This window comes from Coleofasciculus sp., assembly GCF_046565525.1.
In the GTDB taxonomy this organism is placed as follows: Bacteria; Cyanobacteriota; Cyanobacteriia; order Cyanobacteriales; family Coleofasciculaceae; genus Coleofasciculus.
Map to the genome: position 1 here is coordinate 77,427 of NZ_JBKHUP010000001.1, position 16,644 is coordinate 94,070.

The window sequence follows — 16,644 nt, forward strand, 5'->3', positions numbered from 1 at the left end:
GTGAACTGACCTCCGCTTAGAAGACTATTTTAGGGGCAAGTTAAGGGGAATGTCAACGTACTGGAGTGGTTATTGGCAGTTATGAAAATAGCTAGTCATGCAGATGTGGTGTCAATGGCAACACAAGGGTGTGGTAAATCCTCGATGTGGGTTCGATTCCCGCCATCTGCTTTTGAATACAGGTGTTGAGTCAAGCCTTTTTGCCTGTGCAAATCTTGCCACCTGCTTATCCGTAATTTTTTATAGAAGAGGAGGAGTGAAAATGACTACGATGACGGTGACTGATGCTTTGGCAGAGTTGACACTGTTGGAAAAACGGATTGATTCGGCACGAGCCAATTTAGATAATAATACGTTAATTGCTGTTGTGGAAGTCGGCAAAGTGCCAACAGGCTACAAATCGAGAGAGGAACATGCCTCTAAAGCACGCGCTGGTTTACAACGAGTCGATGATTTAATTGACAGACGACGGACAATTAAACGAGCCGTTGTTTTGTCTAATGCCTCCACCATGGTTTCCGTAGCGGGTCAAGAAATGACAGTGGCAGAAGCTATCGAGATGAAGAATTTCATCGTGTACTATGAGGCAGTTTTTCACACGATGGTGTCGGCGTATACTCGCACTCAGAATGAGTACAAAGCCGCTCAAGCACGAGTGAAAGATCGACTGGATAAGTTAGCTAAGGAGGTGTTAGGTAAAAATGCGGCTTCTGAAAAATATCAATCTCTGGCGGATAGCTTCTTAGAACGAGAAGGTGTCGAACTGCTCGATCCCACTAATCTGGCAGAAGACATTGAGAGACGGCAAGGGTTTGTTGAAGAGTTTAAATCAACGGTTGACCGGGTACTGTCAATTAGCAATGCTCGGACAATGATTGAGATTCCCGACTAAGATAGAATTGCTGGTCACTCGAAAATCTCTAAATTTATGGGTTGCGGTGGATAGCTCAATTGCGTAGCGATTCCATCGTCTATTACCTTTAAAGCTTAAAGCTCAACGCTTAACGCTTAACGTTCAATCGTTAAAGGTTAGACCATCAACTCTCAAACCATAAAGGTTAACCCTCGATAAAATCCAGGGTGTTGGTTGTAGGTTCCATAAAACCTTGAGGTTTCCACCTGGCTGAGTGGTCAGCATTTCATTAGTCACTCCTTTGTGTCAGCGGAATTCTAACACTTTTCACGGGTAGTCTAGAAGCCTGAGTCGGGGCGGGTTTAGTTACTTATGGATGTAACCGAAAAGATAATCGTGAAACCCGCCCCTACACAATCAATAATCAAACTGACCCAGCTAAAAGACGTGCCATGGCACGTCTGGAAAAACCCCTGCTTATTCCCATTCTCGCCACTGGTTCGCCCAGTTTTGGAAAATGCCCAAAATTTGCTCCCGTCGCTGTTCAAAATTAGCGGCAATGCTAATAAAAATGATGCCAGCGATTAAACCAACGACCCATTTTGAAAATGGATACTGAAAACTCAAAACAACTAACTGGTAAAAAACCGTTAGCACAAATGTGGCAGTTCCAACCATTAAGAATGCCCTAATTCGCAGTCCTAATCCAGTAAATATGGCAACCAGGCTAATTATTCCTGGAATCAGTCCAGTACCTTGATGGAAAAAGAACGCGGCTAAACAAATGATGCTACTACCCAGTAAGCGGAGATAATGACGAGTTTGTCGTTTTCGGGAGAGTCTTAATTCTGGATCAATTTGGGCAATGTAGAGGCAAGAACCGCCAATTATGGCAGCATACCACAAGGGTTCGGTGAGCTGTTGATCGACTAAAACCCGCCAGATTGCCCAATCAACGAAAAATAGACTCAAATACGTCCAACGTAAATTAGACTGGCGGTTGGCAACCCAGGCATAAAAACCCGCAATTGCTAGTAAATTGATTGGAGGTAGGGTTTGATAATTGAAGCAAACTGTTAGCAGAGGAGATATTATGGCGTAATGTTGCCAAGGTTTATCGTTCCATCCCCAGCGTCGCCAGGGAAGTTGAAAAAGAGCGATCGCGAATAAACAAGCCATTACCCCTCTCCAAGGGTCAAATATGCTCAACTGTGTCCATGTCAAACGCGCATAAACACCTGTGGCGGCGACTTGGGTTAATCCGGCGTATATCCAGACGTTAGCAGATGAGGCAAAAAACTGGCGTTGTTGTCCTCTGGTACGCCCCTGTAATAACGCATAGATAGCCAGTACCCAACTGATGGCAAGTCCGACGGTTCTCAGGTTTGGTGTTGTGAATACAGACATTCCAGCCGCTAGCACCATCAGGAAACTGGCAATTGCCCAGTGAATATGGGCGGTGATTTTAATTTCAGTGATACTGAGGTTGAGAAATTGGGAACGATCGCGCGATTGCCAAAACCAAGCCAACACTCGATAAATAACCGCGATCGCAGTCGCCACAACTCCTAAAATAGTAAAGCCATCCGCCGGATTTCCCCCATCTGCTTGCAGCATCTGGTAAATCACCAATTCATACCAGGCGATGGAAATACCCGCTAGGGAAAGATAGCTGATACCTTTCCAGGAAAGACGGCGACGCCCTACGCCTATCCCGGTTAACGCCGCACCGAGAGTGAGTAACCCGGTATAAGGGGTGAAATAAGTCCAGCGTAAACCAATGCCAATCAGGGCATAAATTAAGGGTAAAATTTCCAGTGCATCCCGGTAACTTCTTCCCTGTTCCCAAAGAAGGGCGGGTTTAGTTAAATTAACGGTTGTCTCCAAAACGTTATCGGTAAAACCCGCCCCTACAAACGGGCTTCCAGACGTATCAGGGCGCGTCTCTACGGGTTCCCCTGTGTCCCCCTCTAAACGGGCAAACCACCAATCTGTGAGGAATAGCGTTAAAAGTGCCAGGATAATATTGGCGGTGGCTAGGGTTAAGGATGAACCATTTCGTAAGACAATGGTATCTGCGATCGCTAATTCAATTGCCCAACTGATGCCGTAAACACCAAATTCTGTAAATGATCGCCAACAGCGAAACCAAATCGCACCGCCAATTAAAATTGAGGCGGTTAAGTATTGCCAACTCGATGGAATCAGTTCGATGTAACTCTGGGTAATGTGTAGCGTCAGAAATCCTAATTCTGTACCAGACAGGGCAATTGCCCATCCATCCGAGGCTTGGGCGTACAATGTAGCTAACCTGCCAGACTGGGGAATTAAGCTAGCCCGTAGCAGCCATAATCCGAGAATTGCGATCGCGCCAGCCAAATACCAATCGGCGACGGATAAGGGAGATAATCCGGGAATTCCTTGCCAAAGCCATGCAGCCAAAAAGCTGAGGGCAAATCCAATCGCGATCGCGGCGGCTACAGTTTGGCGTAAATAGCGGCTATTGAGGAACATTAAAACCGTAGCAATCCCTAAGCCTATCAGTCTACTGTGCGGTGTGAATAGGGTTAGCCCTTGGGCAAGAAATAACGCGATCGCACTCCACGAAGCCGCCTGAATGCGCCGCGATCGCTGAGTAAGACGGGCAACTCCAGTTAAGGTTAATGGGGTGAGTAACCATAAAAGTCCCCAAGGGTGCGGGGAAAAGGAAACCCCATCAGGAAATCCCTCCCCAGCCAATAAAACATAACTAATTCCAGCGAGGACAAAACCAATGTGCCAACAACTGCGATACCAAATTTGTTTGGGAACAGGAGATGGGGGATTTGCTTCTACGGTTTGCCCTTCCTGGCTTCTGAAAGCCTCCTGCCTTATACTTAGACTCCATTCTCCTACCATTAGCGCCAACAATAAACTTGCCCAGAGGGGTTCGCTGAGAGTCCCAAACCATCCCTCGATAAACGAACAGAGGGTGAATAATCCGGCGATATGGGTGAGATAAACCAGAGGAATTCGCAGAGGAGGGCGGCGATGGGTAACAATACCAAGGGTTACAGTCGAGAGTAATAGATTGAGCGATCGCGTCGTCGGATTCAGGGTACTGATTACCGTTAACATCACACCCAATCCTAATGTGAGTCCTTCCCCAAAACGGGCTAATTTAGGGTTCGACTTACGATACAGCCAATCTGTCAAGCCCACCCAGAAAATAACGTAGGGAAACAGGGCGACACCCCACCAAGCTTCGACGACTAAACCAAACTGTTGAGAGAGGAATGCGATTACATCTTCTCGTACCGCCAACGGGATTAATCGCCATAGTAAAAACAGCGTTTGCAAACTAATAATAAAAATGGCAGCTAAATCCCGACGTCGCCGAGAATACTGTAAGCGCTGGGCGAAAAACCCAATCGCCAACCCACTAACCGCCGTAGCTTGCCAAGGAATTGCTTCTCCTACCGAAACCAACCAACCCATCAGCAATAACCCGCCGCCAATTCCATCCCAGAGTTTTGTACTAAAGGAGGAAACAGACTCTGGTGAGACGGCTGGAGGCTTTCCCTGTCGCGCCAACAACCAACCACAGATTCCCATCGCCAAACCAAGTTGGGCAATTGGCACATTCATCACGAAAATCGCCCGTCCTAACAACACCGTTAGGGCATAAATCACCACTAAACTGCCCGTAGGGGCATGATTAGGCACAGATGGGGAAGCGCGAGGGATTGGAAAGGCAGAGGGGAGGAAAATTGCGGTTCCGATGACGCCTAAATAAACGGCGACTAATGGAACCTGTGACCAATTCCAACCCCAGTGCAGATAACTCAACCATAAAATTAGAGAGGCGCGGGAGGTAAGGCGGAATGAGTTGGTTTGGATAGATTGATTGATAACCGTAATCCCGGTTAGGCTTAAAGCCGCAACACCAACAACAATCCATTCCCAGGGATGACGCCATAACCCAAAGCTATCCATTGCCCAAAAATTAACCGGGACTAAAAGTAGGGCAATCAGTTGCAAGGTTTGAGAGGTTAACTTTAAGTTAGAACGCTTTCCCGCCCAAAGGCTAATGCCCCAAAAGACAACAGTATATGCCCATAAAACACCATACTGTCCCGCCGGGGGAAAATTCTGCCATTGAGTTGCGGCGAGGACACCGGAAGAGACAACAACCAGAAAGACACCCAGAAACAGCAGCCAGCGTACACTCAGTTCCTCTTGCCATGACTGCCAGACACCGGATAAGGGTGACACCGTAGGAACGGGTTCCTCTACCTGAGTTTTCACCTTCCGGGGAGACGCAACTTGAGGACGAGATGGAAGCGGCGCAATCTCTGGTTGAGGTACGCGACAAGACAGAGAGATTCGACTTAATTGCTTAACTTGGGCATCACTGATTAAACCCAAGCGCAACCAGGTTTCTAGACCTTCGAGTAAGTTGGGATTGGAGGCAGAAACAGTCAGTTCAATTCTCAGAGAACGTGGCGAGGACATAGTTTTCGGGGGTTCGTTCGTAGTAGGCACGCTTCGTGCCAGAAGAAGCGCTGAAGCGCTTACTACAAACAGATTAATTCATCCTAGCATCAGATTTTCCCGTTTTATCGTTACTTCTAAGAGCTTACATACTTAGTACGAGAGGGCGATCGCAAAATTACAAATATTGGACTAAAATAGTACAAAAATACCAATTTAAATTATGCCTGTCTACTTCTACAGCACCCGCGAAAAACCCTACGGTTGCTTTTCCAACTTCTCTCACCATGGTTTCGAGTTAGATGGTTATTGGTGGGCAACGAGTGAACATTACTTCCAGGCACAGAAATTCGTCGATACGGATCATCCTTGGTTCGACAAAATCCGCGACGTAAAAACGCCCAAGGAAGCTGCCAAAATGGGCAGAAGTCGGGAACATCCTCTCCGTAGCGATTGGGAACAAGTTAAGGACAAAATCATGAAGCGGGGAGTATTGCAAAAGTTTAAAGCAAATGCCGATATCCGCGAGATACTTTTGGCGACAGGAGATGACTTAATTGTCGAGAATTCTCCCATAGATTACTACTGGGGGTGCGGTAAAGATAGCAGTGGACAAAATAGATTGGGACAGATTTTAGGGGAAGTGAGAGAGATATTGCGTCAAGGATAATTTGACTAAAGATTCAGGTTGAATTTCCAAGGATATCAATTGTAGTCGTTCACCAACTTGGGGAGCCAAGAACAATCCAACTGAGACGTATCTTAGGTAATAGACAAAACGGAAAAAATGCTCCCCCGCTCCCCCAATTATGTGTATACTTTATTGGTACACCTATCCAGCTAAAAACCACAGCTAGATAGGTGAGAGAGATAGCCGCCAGTTAGGTGGTGTTAGCCTGTGGACTGGTTGAGTGCCGTCACCACCAGGATGAAGCAGGAAGTAAGCGTCAAGGATGTCCACGCTTTGGGCAACTTTGGGTAAGTCTTATGTAACGGTCTGTAGTTCTAATGGGAGAACGCCTGTTTTGCACACAGGAGGTTGCGGGTTCGACCCCCGCCAGATCCATGATGGTGTCTGAAGCCAAAGCGGTCGCGGCGCTTGTTTGTGGAACAAGTCAATAGCGGGTTCAAGTCCCGTCATTCCCATTTGTTCAGGTGTGGCGCAGTTTGACTATTGACTAGCTAATTGATATTATAATAATTATACTGCTTCCCTTTCAAAACCCTCGCATTATAAATAAATTTAGATGGGCTAGTTCCTCATCTTAATAGCGCGTAATTTAAGTCAAAAAACTTATATCTGTAAAAGCCATGAAGATAGAATCTCTTAAACTAGAACTGATTCAGTGGATTTTGTTATTGCAAGATGTTCAACTCTTAAATAAAATTCAGAAGATAAAAGAAAACTCAGTGAAAAATATAGCCCCGACTAAGCCTCGGCAATTTGGTTGTGGTAAAGGTATTTTTAGTTATGTGGCAGATGATTTTGATGCAATACCTCCGGGTTTTGAAGACTATATGCTATCATGAACTATTTAATTGATACTCATATACTAATTTGGTTTATTGAAGGGAACACTAATCTTTCTACACAGGCACAAAAATTAATTGCTAATCCTGCTAATTCTATCTATGTCAGTCAAGCGAGTTTATGGGAAATGACCATTAAGATTAGTATCAGCAAGTTGTCTTTGTCGATTTCATTGTCTGAGTTAGAAATTTTTCTAATAAATAATCAGTTTCAAATTTTAGACGCTAAGTTTAGTCATTACGAAATATTGCAGCATTTGCCCTTTCATCATCAAGATCCTTTTGATCGCCTAATTATCGCTCAGGCGAAAGCCGAAGATTACATTATTATCACCAACGATCATCGCTTCAAACTGTACAATGTAAAATTGGTGTAAGTCGAACACCATCTGGGCTTTTCTGGGTTACTTATTCGAGAAGGCTGCTTTTATTGTTTTCAATAAATTAGCCGACACAAGCGACAGGCAAAAAACAGACAATTGGAGTAGGTTTATAAATCCGGCAATACGCGATCGCGTATATTCAAAACTAACTAAAACCCATGCAATTTATCGCAACTCTCGATTGCATCGACTACAGCCTAGGGCGCACGGGGCGTGCGCCCCTACACATAATGCATTATGTGTGTTGCACCATGGCGTAATCCTGTTAGTACATTTGCTCTGAACAGTGTAAAATCTGAGGCTAGGGAACCGTGAGTAGCTAGATTTCACCCAAATGAAGGATGATTTTTGCCCTGAGTTGAGCCTAGGCTGGGAAACATTCACCCTTATCTCAAGTCAATACTCTCATTATTGTTTCGATAGAAAGATTACATTATGGCTCAAACTCTTTACGTTAATCCCGCTACCGGAAACGATAGCGCGGCGGGTGACCAATCTGCTCCCTGGAAAACCCTGTCCAAAGCCCTGCAACAAGCCCAAGCCGATACAACTATCCAACTGGCGGCGGGAACCTATAATGGGACTAGCGGCGAGATTTTCCCACTGCAAGTCCCATCCGGGGTCAAACTTGTAGGCAATGAAGGGAATAAAGGCAGTGGTATTGTAATTGAAGGAAGTGGTGAGTATATTAGTCCCACGCTGGCTCAACAAAATATAACCCTTTTACTCGCAAATACAACCGAAGTGCGTGGTGTCACGGTGACGAATAAAGCCACGCGAGGCACAGGGATTTGGATTGAATCGACTGATCCGACTATAACCAACTGTACCTTTACTCAATGTAATCGCGAAGGGGTTTTAGCCACAGGAACAGCCAAACCTAACGTTGTCAATAATAACTTCATTGATAATGGTGGTAATGGCATCTCCTTTACCAAAAATGCTCAAGGTGAAATTAAAAATAATAGTTGCAAAAAAGCAGGGTACGGTATTAGCATTGATGGCAATGCGACGCCGCGAGTTGTAGATAATCTTATTTCTGAAAACCGTTTCGGAGTGGGAGTTTCTGTAGATGCTAAACCTATCCTGCGAAATAACCGGATTGAAGATAATGAAGAATACGGTATAGCCGTGACAGGCAATGCCGAACCCGACTTAGGTAGCAAAGAAGCTCCAGGTAATAATATTTTTCGCAACAACGGCAAATTCGCCATTCTCAACTCCAGCAAGAATACCCTGGTTTCTTGGGGAAATCAGTTGACGAGTAATCAAGTTAGTGGTTCAGTTAAAATTGAGGGCAGCATCGTCGGTGATAACGGTGATAGCGGTGGAGATGGTGGTAATGGAGATTCACCACCGGATAGCTTCTCCGATATTCAAAACCACTGGGCAAAACCCTTTATTCAAGGATTACTTGACAAAGGATTAATTAGCGGCTTTAAAGATGGCACATTTAAGCCCGATGAAAAAATGACCCGCGCTCAATATGCGGCACTATTAGTGAAAGCCTTTAATCCCTCGGCTAAACGGAATGCGATAAATTTCACAGATGTTGCCGCTGATTTATGGGCAAAGGATGTGATACAACAGGCTTATCGCGGCGAATTCCTGTCTGGTTTTCCAAAAAATACCTTTAAACCCAATGATAATGTGCAACGGGTGCAAGTGATTGTTTCTTTGGTTAATGGATTGGAGTTATCGGCAAGCGATGGGACGGTGTTTAGTACCTATAGCGATCGCGCGGCTATTCCAGATTATGCCAAAGATGAAGTCAACACGGCAACCAAGAAAGAAATTGTGGTGAGTTATCCGGATACGAAACAACTTAACCCGACAAAAGATGCTACCCGTGCTGAGGTGGCGGCGATGGTGTATCAGGCGCTGGTTGATGCGAATCAGGTGAGTGAAGTTAACTCAGACTATATTGTTAGCGCCAGTAAAACCTTCCCTGATATTCAAAACCATTGGGCAAAACCCTTTATTGAAGGATTACTCAAGAAAGGGTTAATTAGCGGTTTTGGTGATGGTACATTTAAACCCAATGAAAAAATGACCCGCGCTCAATATGCGGCGTTATTGGTTAAAGCCTTTGACCCTGAACCTAAACGGGAAGCCAAGAAATTTCTGGATGTTAGTGACAAGTCTTGGGCAAAGGATGTGATTCAAAAAGCCTATCGCGGCGAATTTCTGTCTGGTTATCCCGGTGATATGTTCCGCCAGGGAGATAATGTAGAACGGGTTCAGGTTTTGGTGTCTTTGGTGAATGGATTAGAATTATCAGAATCTGATGATAATGCCTTAAATGTTTACGAGGATAGCGATGATATTCCTGACTATGGTAAGGAGGAAGTAGCCACTGCAACGAAGAAACAAATTGTGGTGAATCACCCTGATATCAAAAAACTAAATCCGACAAAAGCGGCTACCCGTGGTGAGGTGGCTGCTATGGTTTATCAAGCCTTAGTGGATGCGAATCAGGTGAGTGTGATTGACTCGGATTACATTGTTTCTGCGTAAAGGGGGAAAGTATTAACCTGCTTTGGGTTTGAACCCAAGGAACCAAAAACTCAAGCCCTATTGCTTGAACTCTGGGCAGGTTTTCTCTTCCCTGATCCAGGTTAGGTGGAGTATATTCATTAGGACTAGCAAATTCCAACTAAAACTTTAATTAATTTTGCGGTGAGGCGATGTTACCTTCTGGCTTCACCGCTTTTTTTATGCTTGGCGTGGGTTAACTGGTGTCGTGTTTTTCGTGAAACAGTTATTTTGTTGATGAAATTCTCCGCAAATATAATTCACAATAGTGCCGTAGTACAGCCAATCGGATAGATTAGCCTAACATCCAGAAACTATAGGGTAAAAAGACGTGCGCCTAAAACACCCACTATTCAAGTTTCCATCCGGATTGGTGTAAGCTAGATTAACACCGTACTTATTCAACGTGAGATTGGGGTGATGAAAACTTTAGAGGAAATCAAGCAATGGCTTGTGCAAAATAAGTCAGTGTTGCAGGAACGTTATCAGGTTAGGGAACTCGGTATTTTTGGTTCCTACGTGAGAAAAGAGCAGACTGAAACGAGCGATGTTGATGTGTTAGTGGAGTTTTCCCAGACACCCAGCTTGTTAAAGTTTGTCAATTTGGAGAATTATCTTACTGATAACCTAGGAGTTAAGGTTGATCTGGTGCATAAGGGAGGCTTGAAGCCTCGAATTGGAGAGCGGGTTTTGGCGGAGGTTGTTTACCTGTGACCAAACGGCAAGTGGAGGACTATTTACAGGATATTTTGGATGCTGTTGCTGCTATTGAACAGTTTACCGCAGGTATTGATTTTGAAGCTTTCTCACAAAATTTAGAGAAGGTTTTTGCAGTTTCAAGAGCTATGGAAATTATTGGTGAAGCTGTGAAGCGAGTACCTGATTCAGTGAGAAATCAATATCCTGATATTCCTTGGAGAGATATTGCCGGAATGCGGGATAAACTGATTCATGATTATTTTAATGCAAATGTGGAAATCATCTGGCAAGCGGTTCAGGAAGATGTTCCTCAGTTAAAAATGATGATTTCCGAGGTTTTGAGGAAAATTAAAAATTCATAGTAATGGAAAATAGACGTATTTTTAAAACCAACAAGGTAGGTTAAATGATATTCGCTTCAGCATTAATATTGGTGGGTTACGGCGGAGAATTTATTCAATGGTTATTGTCCTGATGAGAAACCCGCCTAACCCACCCTACACAAAATATTTTTTGGCGTAGTGATTGTTTAAGGTTAAGAGACTTCTAAGTCAAAAAGCTGGATTCGCATTGACTGGGAGTCGGGGAGACAAGCTAACCTGGAAGGAAGAGATACCTGTAGTTGTTCTGTTAACGTTTGACAAATTCACACATGGCACAGTCTTATTTTGATTCGGATCAAAACGGTCACAAGTCCTTTGAATTACCGGGTGCTAGACCCCACTACAACCCCGATCGCCCGGGACAAGTTAATCATATTTTCCTGGATTTGGTCTTGGATATCCCCAAGCAGCGCTTAGAAGGGACTTGCACTATTACTTTAACGCCAGTGCGGAATGATATCCATCAGTTTGTCCTGGATGCGGTGAACCTGACGATTGAATCGGTGCAGATTGATGGTGAATCCCAACCCTTTGACTGTGACGGGGAACAACTACAGATCCAACTTCACAACCCGACTGAGGCGGGGAAAGAGGTAAAAATCGCGATCGCGTATCATGTGGAGAAGCCGCAACGGGGTATCTATTTCATTACTCCCAGCCAAGATTACCCCAACAAACCCACCCAGGTGTGGACACAGGGAGAAGATGAAGACTCTCGCTTCTGGTTCCCCTGTTTCGATTATCCCGGTCAATTAGCCAGTTCTGAACTGCGCGTCACGGTTCCTAAACCCTTGATGGCGATATCCAACGGGGAACTGATCGGAACTCAACAAGAGGGCGATCGCACAACCTATCACTGGTTACAGAACCATGTTCATCCTACCTATTTGATGACCCTGGCGGTAGGGGACTTTGCCGAAATTCGTGATCAATGGCAAGGAAAACCTGTTACCTATTATGTAGAAAAAGGGCGCGAAGAGGATGGGCGTCGCAGTATGGGGAAAACGCCCCAGATGATAGAATTCTTTAGTCATGTCTTTGGCTATCCCTATCCTTATCCTAAATACGCCCAAGTCTGTGTTGATGACTTTATCTTTGGTGGGATGGAAAACACCTCCACCACCCTACTTACCGATCGCTGCTTACTCGATGAACGGGCGGCGCTTGATGGGATGCGTACCGAAAGCTTAGTCGCCCACGAATTGGCACATCAATGGTTTGGTGACTTGGTGGTGATCAAGCATTGGTCCCATGCTTGGATTAAGGAAGGAATGGCGTCCTATACCGAAGTTTTGTGGACCCAGCAGGAGTATGGTAAAGATGATGGGGCGTATTACCTACTTAATGAAGCCCGCAGCTACATACACGAAGACACCTCCCGCTATCGCCGCCCCATTGTTACCCATATCTACCGAGAAGCGATTGAATTGTATGACCGCCACCTTTATGAAAAAGGGGCTTGTGTTTATCACATGATTCGGGCGGAATTGGGGGATGAGTTATTCTGGAAGACGATTCAAACCTTTGTGCAAGATAATGCCCATAATACAGTAGAAACCGTTGACCTATTACGGGCAATTGAAAAAGCCACGGGTCGAAATCTCCTCTTTTTGTTCGATCAATATGTCTTCCGAGGTGGTCATCCCGACTATAAAGTTAGCTACACCTGGGACGCCGACAGCCAGTTGGCGAAAGTGACAGTTAGCCAAAGCCATGCAAAAGAGAGTCAAAATGGTAGTAAAAATGAGCTATTTGACCTAAAAATTCCCATCGCTTTTGGCTACAAAGACGCTGATTCCCCACTGAAAACATTTAAGGTTCGCATCCATGAACGGGAACAGAGTTTCTATTTCCCCTTGGAGAAAAAGCCCCAGTTTATTAGTTTTGATGCAGGGAACAATTACTTGAAAACGGTGACACTGGAGTATCCGTTAGCCGAACTGAAAGCCCAGCTAAAGCATGACCCTGACCCCGTTTCCCGGATTTACGCCGCTCAAGCGTTAGTTAAGAAGGGGGGGTTAGAAGTGGTTCAGGCGTTAGCCCAAGCCATGACTGATGATCCGTTCTGGGGTGTACGAGTCGAAGTCGCTAAACAATTGGCAAAGGTCAAACTGGATCAAGCCTCTGTTGCTTTAGTCGCTGGATTGCAGGATAAAGATGCGCGGGTGCGGCGCTCGGTGGTTGAAGCCTTGAATAAGGTGAAAACAGTAGAAAGCTATGAAGCATTAAAGCATCTACTAGAGGTGGGGGATGCTAGTTATTATGTGGAAGCGTCTGCGGCGAAGGTGCTGGGTAAACTGGCGTCAGGGAGTATGAAAGAAAAGTCCGATGAAGTGCTGCAACTTTTAAGCACGATCCTTAATCAACGTGCGGGTTGGAATGAAGTCGTGCGATCGGGTGCGATCGCGGGATTGAGTCAGATGAAGTCTTCACCCCAGGCGTTAGATGTAATTATGGAGTACACTAAGCTGGGTGTTCCTCAACCCTTGCGACTGGCGTCAATTCGCGCGTTAGGTACGATTTCCACGGGTCAAACCCCGAATAAGCTAGAGGAAATATTGGAGGCGTTAGAGGAGTTATCTGGGGAGTCGTTCTTCCTGACTCAAGTGGCGGTGGTTTCCGCATTAGCTCAAATGGAGACTGTTAAAGCGATTGGGGTTTTGCGATCGCTGTGTGATCAAACACCGGATGGGCGTGTACGTCGGCGGGCGGAAGAGGCGATTCAAAAGGTGCAGAAGCAGGTGGGTTCAGACAAAGCGATTAAACAGCTACGCGAAGAACTTGACCAGATTAAGCAAGAGAATCAGGAACTTAAAAGCCGCCTAGAAAGCCTAGAAGCGAAATCGTCTTAATTTGTCATTGGTCAACGGTAGGGGCGCATAGACGTGCGCCCTCTCATCTTTTCGTTGCATCGGGATAATTGAACACTGAAAATCTCCTTCAGGAGACGATAACTGGGATAGGTTCACCTTGGCGCGATCGCATCTACATTTTTGTCCGGTTCTGATGCTTTAACTGATTGAGAGGCGTTGTTCAAGGTTAGGACAATTTGCTGTATTACTGATTGGATAGGCTTACACCCGTGATTTCACCGAATAGTTGTGTTGAATCGGGATTAAATTGACCCTATAGGCTGGCACATTTTCCCATTATGAAGTAAGCATCCCACAAAACCATGGCATTTGTCAACACTGAAATAGAAATTATTTTCCTAGTTTGAGAGTTAGGGGTGAATTCGGTAATGTTTATAGGGTAACGCAGAGGACGCAGAGGGTAGCGCAGAGGGGCGCAGAGGGGTTATTGTGGCGTTTGGGGTGGGGTGCGATCGCGTTGGTTTATTGAACACTGAACATCCCCTTCAGGAGACGATAACTGGGATGGGTTGACCTTGGCGCGATCGCATCTACATTTTTGTCCGGTTCTGATGCTTTAACTGATTGAGAGGCGTTGTTCAAGGTTAGGACAATTTGCTGTATTACTGATTGGATAGGCTTACACCCGTGATTTCACCGAATCTTTGTGTTGAATCGGGATTAAATTGACCCTATAGGCGGACACATTTTTCCATTATGAAATAATTATCTCAGAAAACTACCGCATTTGTCAATACTGAAATAGAAATGATTTTAGTGATTCTAGGCTAATAGTTCATCAACGGTTATACTGAAACCGGGTAAAACAGTTTGTGTACTCACCACTTCCCCAGAAGTAAACACCAATCTCTGGTTGTGAGTGGCGATAATAATCCAACGGCTTTCTGGAAAGACTAACCAAACTTCCTTACCACCCGATTGTAAGTATTCTTGGGCTTTGATAATCACATCTTCAGCTAAATCAGTGGGGGAAACGATTTCTGCACTCAGGGGAAAACTTCGGGGGAGGACTTTTGCATCACCATATTGGCTGACAAGTTCTGGGGGAAGATAGGCGACATCGGGACAACGCCCTTGTTTATTGGTGCGACAAGGTGCTTCTGTATAGACTTCTCCACCTAGTTCATTGGAGTCTTTATGGGTTCTCCAGTAAGCGGAAAGTTTGGCTTGAATTCGACTATGTTTGAGTGTCATGCCATTTTTTTTAATTAATTCTCCATTGACCCATTCTGTACTATTTGGGGGGTTTTGCATCCAGTCGTCTAAGGAGATGGGTTGGGGGTAAATGGTGGGAATTGTTGAGGTGATCATGGTTAGGGGTAAATTCGGTAATGTTTATAGGGTAACGCAGAGGTTAGCACTTAGTCCGTAAGGCGTACCGAAGGCAACCGAGGGTATCCAAATGGATTATAATTAAAGGGCTTAAATGACTCAAAACTCTTAGTCATGTTCAGTACAACAGTCACCGATACCGGACAAATTACGATTCCTCAAGAAATTCAGGACTACCTTAAACTTAGTAGTGGCAGTAAAATTGATTTTGTTATTGATGAAGACGGTCAGGTTAAACTGATTCCTCTTAATGTTTCTGTAGAAAAATTATCAGGGTTTTTACACCGACCTGGCATCAGGAAATCTACCCTAGAAGAAATGGAAGTTGCCATCTCTGAGGGAGCCAATGATTGGGCTTGATACAAACATTCTGGTTCGCTACCTTACCCAAGATGATGAACAGCAGTGGCAAAAAGCCGTCGCACTGATTCAACAAAACCAGCCCTGTTTTATTACCAATATTGTCCTTTGCGAGTTGGTTTGGGTTCTCAAAGGAGGCAACTACGGGTTCCATAAAGATGAAATTATCAATACCCTAGAAGCAATGTTACATAGTTCTGCTTTTGAATTTGAAAACCGTTCTACTGTTTATCAAGCTTTACAGCGGTACAAACAAGGTAGTGCTGACTTTTCGGATTATTTAATCGGAGCGATTGTCCATCAAGCGGGTTGTACAGAAACAGTTAGTTTTGATCGCAAGCTGAAGAAACAAAAAGGATTTCGTTGTCTGGAATAATGTTCAACAACTGATACCCAAACATTGTTCTTAGCTAGGACAATGAGCGCTATTCAGGTGTTTATTATTTTCCCTTAGTCAAGGGCGACCCGAGTAAATTGAGTAGACACTGCTGTTGATTCGTGCCAGCGGGTCGCCCCTACAGGATAATTAAAAATAATACAATTATCCCTTTGCTAGAAACGTTACATCCAACGTCTGTACAAACCTCTAGTCATGTACGGGGCTGCCATCAGGGAACAATAACTGAATACGTTGTTGTTTCAGACGTTCTTCTTCGGCACACAGTTTTTCAATTTCTTTTACTACGTCTTCAGCAATCCCTAGAGCCGCAGCCGCTTGACGGACAACCTTTTTTTCTTTGTCGTGATAAACGCCATCAGCCGCACAAACTTTAATCGTAAAGTAGATTACAGCTTTGCGAGATTTATTGGTTGTCTGAGTTTGAGAAAGTACCTCGACGATATCTTCATTTGCCGGATAGGTTTCTAATTCTTGCAGTAGCTCTTCTCGGTATCCACAAGCCGCCGCCCGACCCAGCGCCCACTGTCTTTCTTCATTCGTCAGTGTCCCGTCGCCATTAGCGGCAATGAGTTGAGCCTTGAGAAAAGTGGTATGTACTTCTGCCGGAGGAATCTCTTCAGGCTGCCAACCCCAGACATCCTGGTAGTACCAATTCACTGTCCGTTGGCGAGCGGCATCAATTTGGTTTGTCGTCATAGTTTCTTTTTTCTTTTCAACGCTAAACAATCGATTTTAACTTCCTCTCAATATCCTCCCAGACAATCCCGATTATTTTTATTAAAGTTACTTATTTTTTTGGAAAAATTTAATAAGTTTTTTTTAT

General features: G+C 44.8%; 13 protein-coding genes and 3 tRNA genes. 13 read left to right on the plus strand and 3 right to left on the minus strand.

Annotation, left to right across the window (positions count from 1 at the left end; genetic code table 11):
• Positions 1-99 precede the first annotated feature (99 nt).
• Positions 100-171: transfer RNA gene (locus ACLGGO_RS00385), tRNA-Thr, on the plus strand.
• 91 nt (positions 172-262) lie between these two features.
• Positions 263-892, plus strand: a complete 630-nt coding sequence (locus ACLGGO_RS00390) for a hypothetical protein (RefSeq protein WP_446417858.1) — start codon at positions 263-265, stop codon at positions 890-892.
• 438 nt (positions 893-1,330) lie between these two features.
• Here the strand turns inward: ACLGGO_RS00390 and ACLGGO_RS00395 are convergent, their stop codons facing one another.
• On the minus strand, positions 1,331-5,347 hold the full coding sequence (locus tag ACLGGO_RS00395) for a DUF2157 domain-containing protein (RefSeq protein WP_446417859.1): 4,017 nt from the start codon (positions 5,345-5,347) through the stop codon (positions 1,331-1,333).
• Positions 5,348-5,549: 202 nt separating this feature from the next.
• Between ACLGGO_RS00395 and ACLGGO_RS00400 the strand changes: the two genes are divergently transcribed.
• The 9 genes from ACLGGO_RS00400 (at position 5,550) to ACLGGO_RS00440 (ending at position 13,708) form a co-directional block, all read left to right on the plus strand.
• Positions 5,550-5,996 carry an NADAR family protein gene (locus ACLGGO_RS00400; protein ID WP_446417860.1) on the plus strand — a complete coding sequence of 149 codons (447 nt, stop codon included), beginning with the start codon at positions 5,550-5,552 and terminating at the stop codon, positions 5,994-5,996.
• Between the two features lie 324 nt (positions 5,997-6,320).
• Positions 6,321-6,392 (plus strand) — tRNA-Ala (locus ACLGGO_RS00405).
• A gap of 13 nt (positions 6,393-6,405) precedes the next feature.
• Positions 6,406-6,472 (plus strand) — tRNA-His (locus ACLGGO_RS00410).
• A 165-nt stretch (positions 6,473-6,637) separates the two neighbouring features.
• A complete protein-coding gene (locus ACLGGO_RS00415; RefSeq protein WP_446417861.1) occupies positions 6,638-6,856 on the plus strand; it encodes a hypothetical protein in 219 nt (72 codons plus the stop codon).
• Positions 6,853-7,233, plus strand: a complete 381-nt coding sequence (locus ACLGGO_RS00420) for a type II toxin-antitoxin system VapC family toxin (protein WP_446339525.1) — start codon at positions 6,853-6,855, stop codon at positions 7,231-7,233. Before ACLGGO_RS00415 ends, ACLGGO_RS00420 begins: the two co-directional genes overlap by 4 nt.
• A gap of 441 nt (positions 7,234-7,674) precedes the next feature.
• On the plus strand, positions 7,675-9,756 hold the full coding sequence (locus ACLGGO_RS00425) for an S-layer homology domain-containing protein (protein ID WP_446417862.1): 2,082 nt from the start codon (positions 7,675-7,677) through the stop codon (positions 9,754-9,756).
• 438 nt (positions 9,757-10,194) lie between these two features.
• Positions 10,195-10,488 carry a nucleotidyltransferase family protein gene (locus ACLGGO_RS00430; protein ID WP_446339523.1) on the plus strand — a complete coding sequence of 98 codons (294 nt, stop codon included), beginning with the start codon at positions 10,195-10,197 and terminating at the stop codon, positions 10,486-10,488.
• Positions 10,485-10,835: a HepT-like ribonuclease domain-containing protein gene (locus ACLGGO_RS00435; RefSeq protein ID WP_446339522.1), complete on the plus strand. Its 351-nt coding sequence runs from the start codon at positions 10,485-10,487 to the stop codon at positions 10,833-10,835. The genes ACLGGO_RS00430 and ACLGGO_RS00435 overlap by 4 nt, the downstream gene beginning before the upstream one ends.
• A gap of 290 nt (positions 10,836-11,125) precedes the next feature.
• Positions 11,126-13,708: a M1 family aminopeptidase gene (locus tag ACLGGO_RS00440; RefSeq protein ID WP_446417863.1), complete on the plus strand. Its 2,583-nt coding sequence runs from the start codon at positions 11,126-11,128 to the stop codon at positions 13,706-13,708.
• Between the two features lie 783 nt (positions 13,709-14,491).
• Here ACLGGO_RS00440 and ACLGGO_RS00445 read toward each other — a convergent pair.
• Entirely contained in the window at positions 14,492-15,040 is a 549-nt protein-coding gene (locus tag ACLGGO_RS00445; RefSeq protein WP_446417864.1) for a Uma2 family endonuclease, read from the minus strand.
• 135 nt (positions 15,041-15,175) lie between these two features.
• Here ACLGGO_RS00445 and ACLGGO_RS00450 point away from each other — a divergent pair, with 135 nt between their 5' ends.
• A complete protein-coding gene (locus ACLGGO_RS00450) occupies positions 15,176-15,421 on the plus strand; it encodes an AbrB/MazE/SpoVT family DNA-binding domain-containing protein (protein ID WP_446339519.1) in 246 nt (81 codons plus the stop codon).
• Positions 15,408-15,797, plus strand: a complete 390-nt coding sequence (locus ACLGGO_RS00455) for a PIN domain-containing protein (RefSeq protein ID WP_446339518.1) — start codon at positions 15,408-15,410, stop codon at positions 15,795-15,797. Before ACLGGO_RS00450 ends, ACLGGO_RS00455 begins: the two co-directional genes overlap by 14 nt.
• A gap of 210 nt (positions 15,798-16,007) precedes the next feature.
• On the opposite strand, the gene ACLGGO_RS00460 is transcribed toward ACLGGO_RS00455, so the two are convergent.
• Complete coding sequence (locus tag ACLGGO_RS00460) at positions 16,008-16,517, minus strand: TerB family tellurite resistance protein (RefSeq protein WP_446339517.1); 510 nt, start codon at positions 16,515-16,517, stop codon at positions 16,008-16,010.
• Positions 16,518-16,644 lie beyond the last annotated feature (127 nt).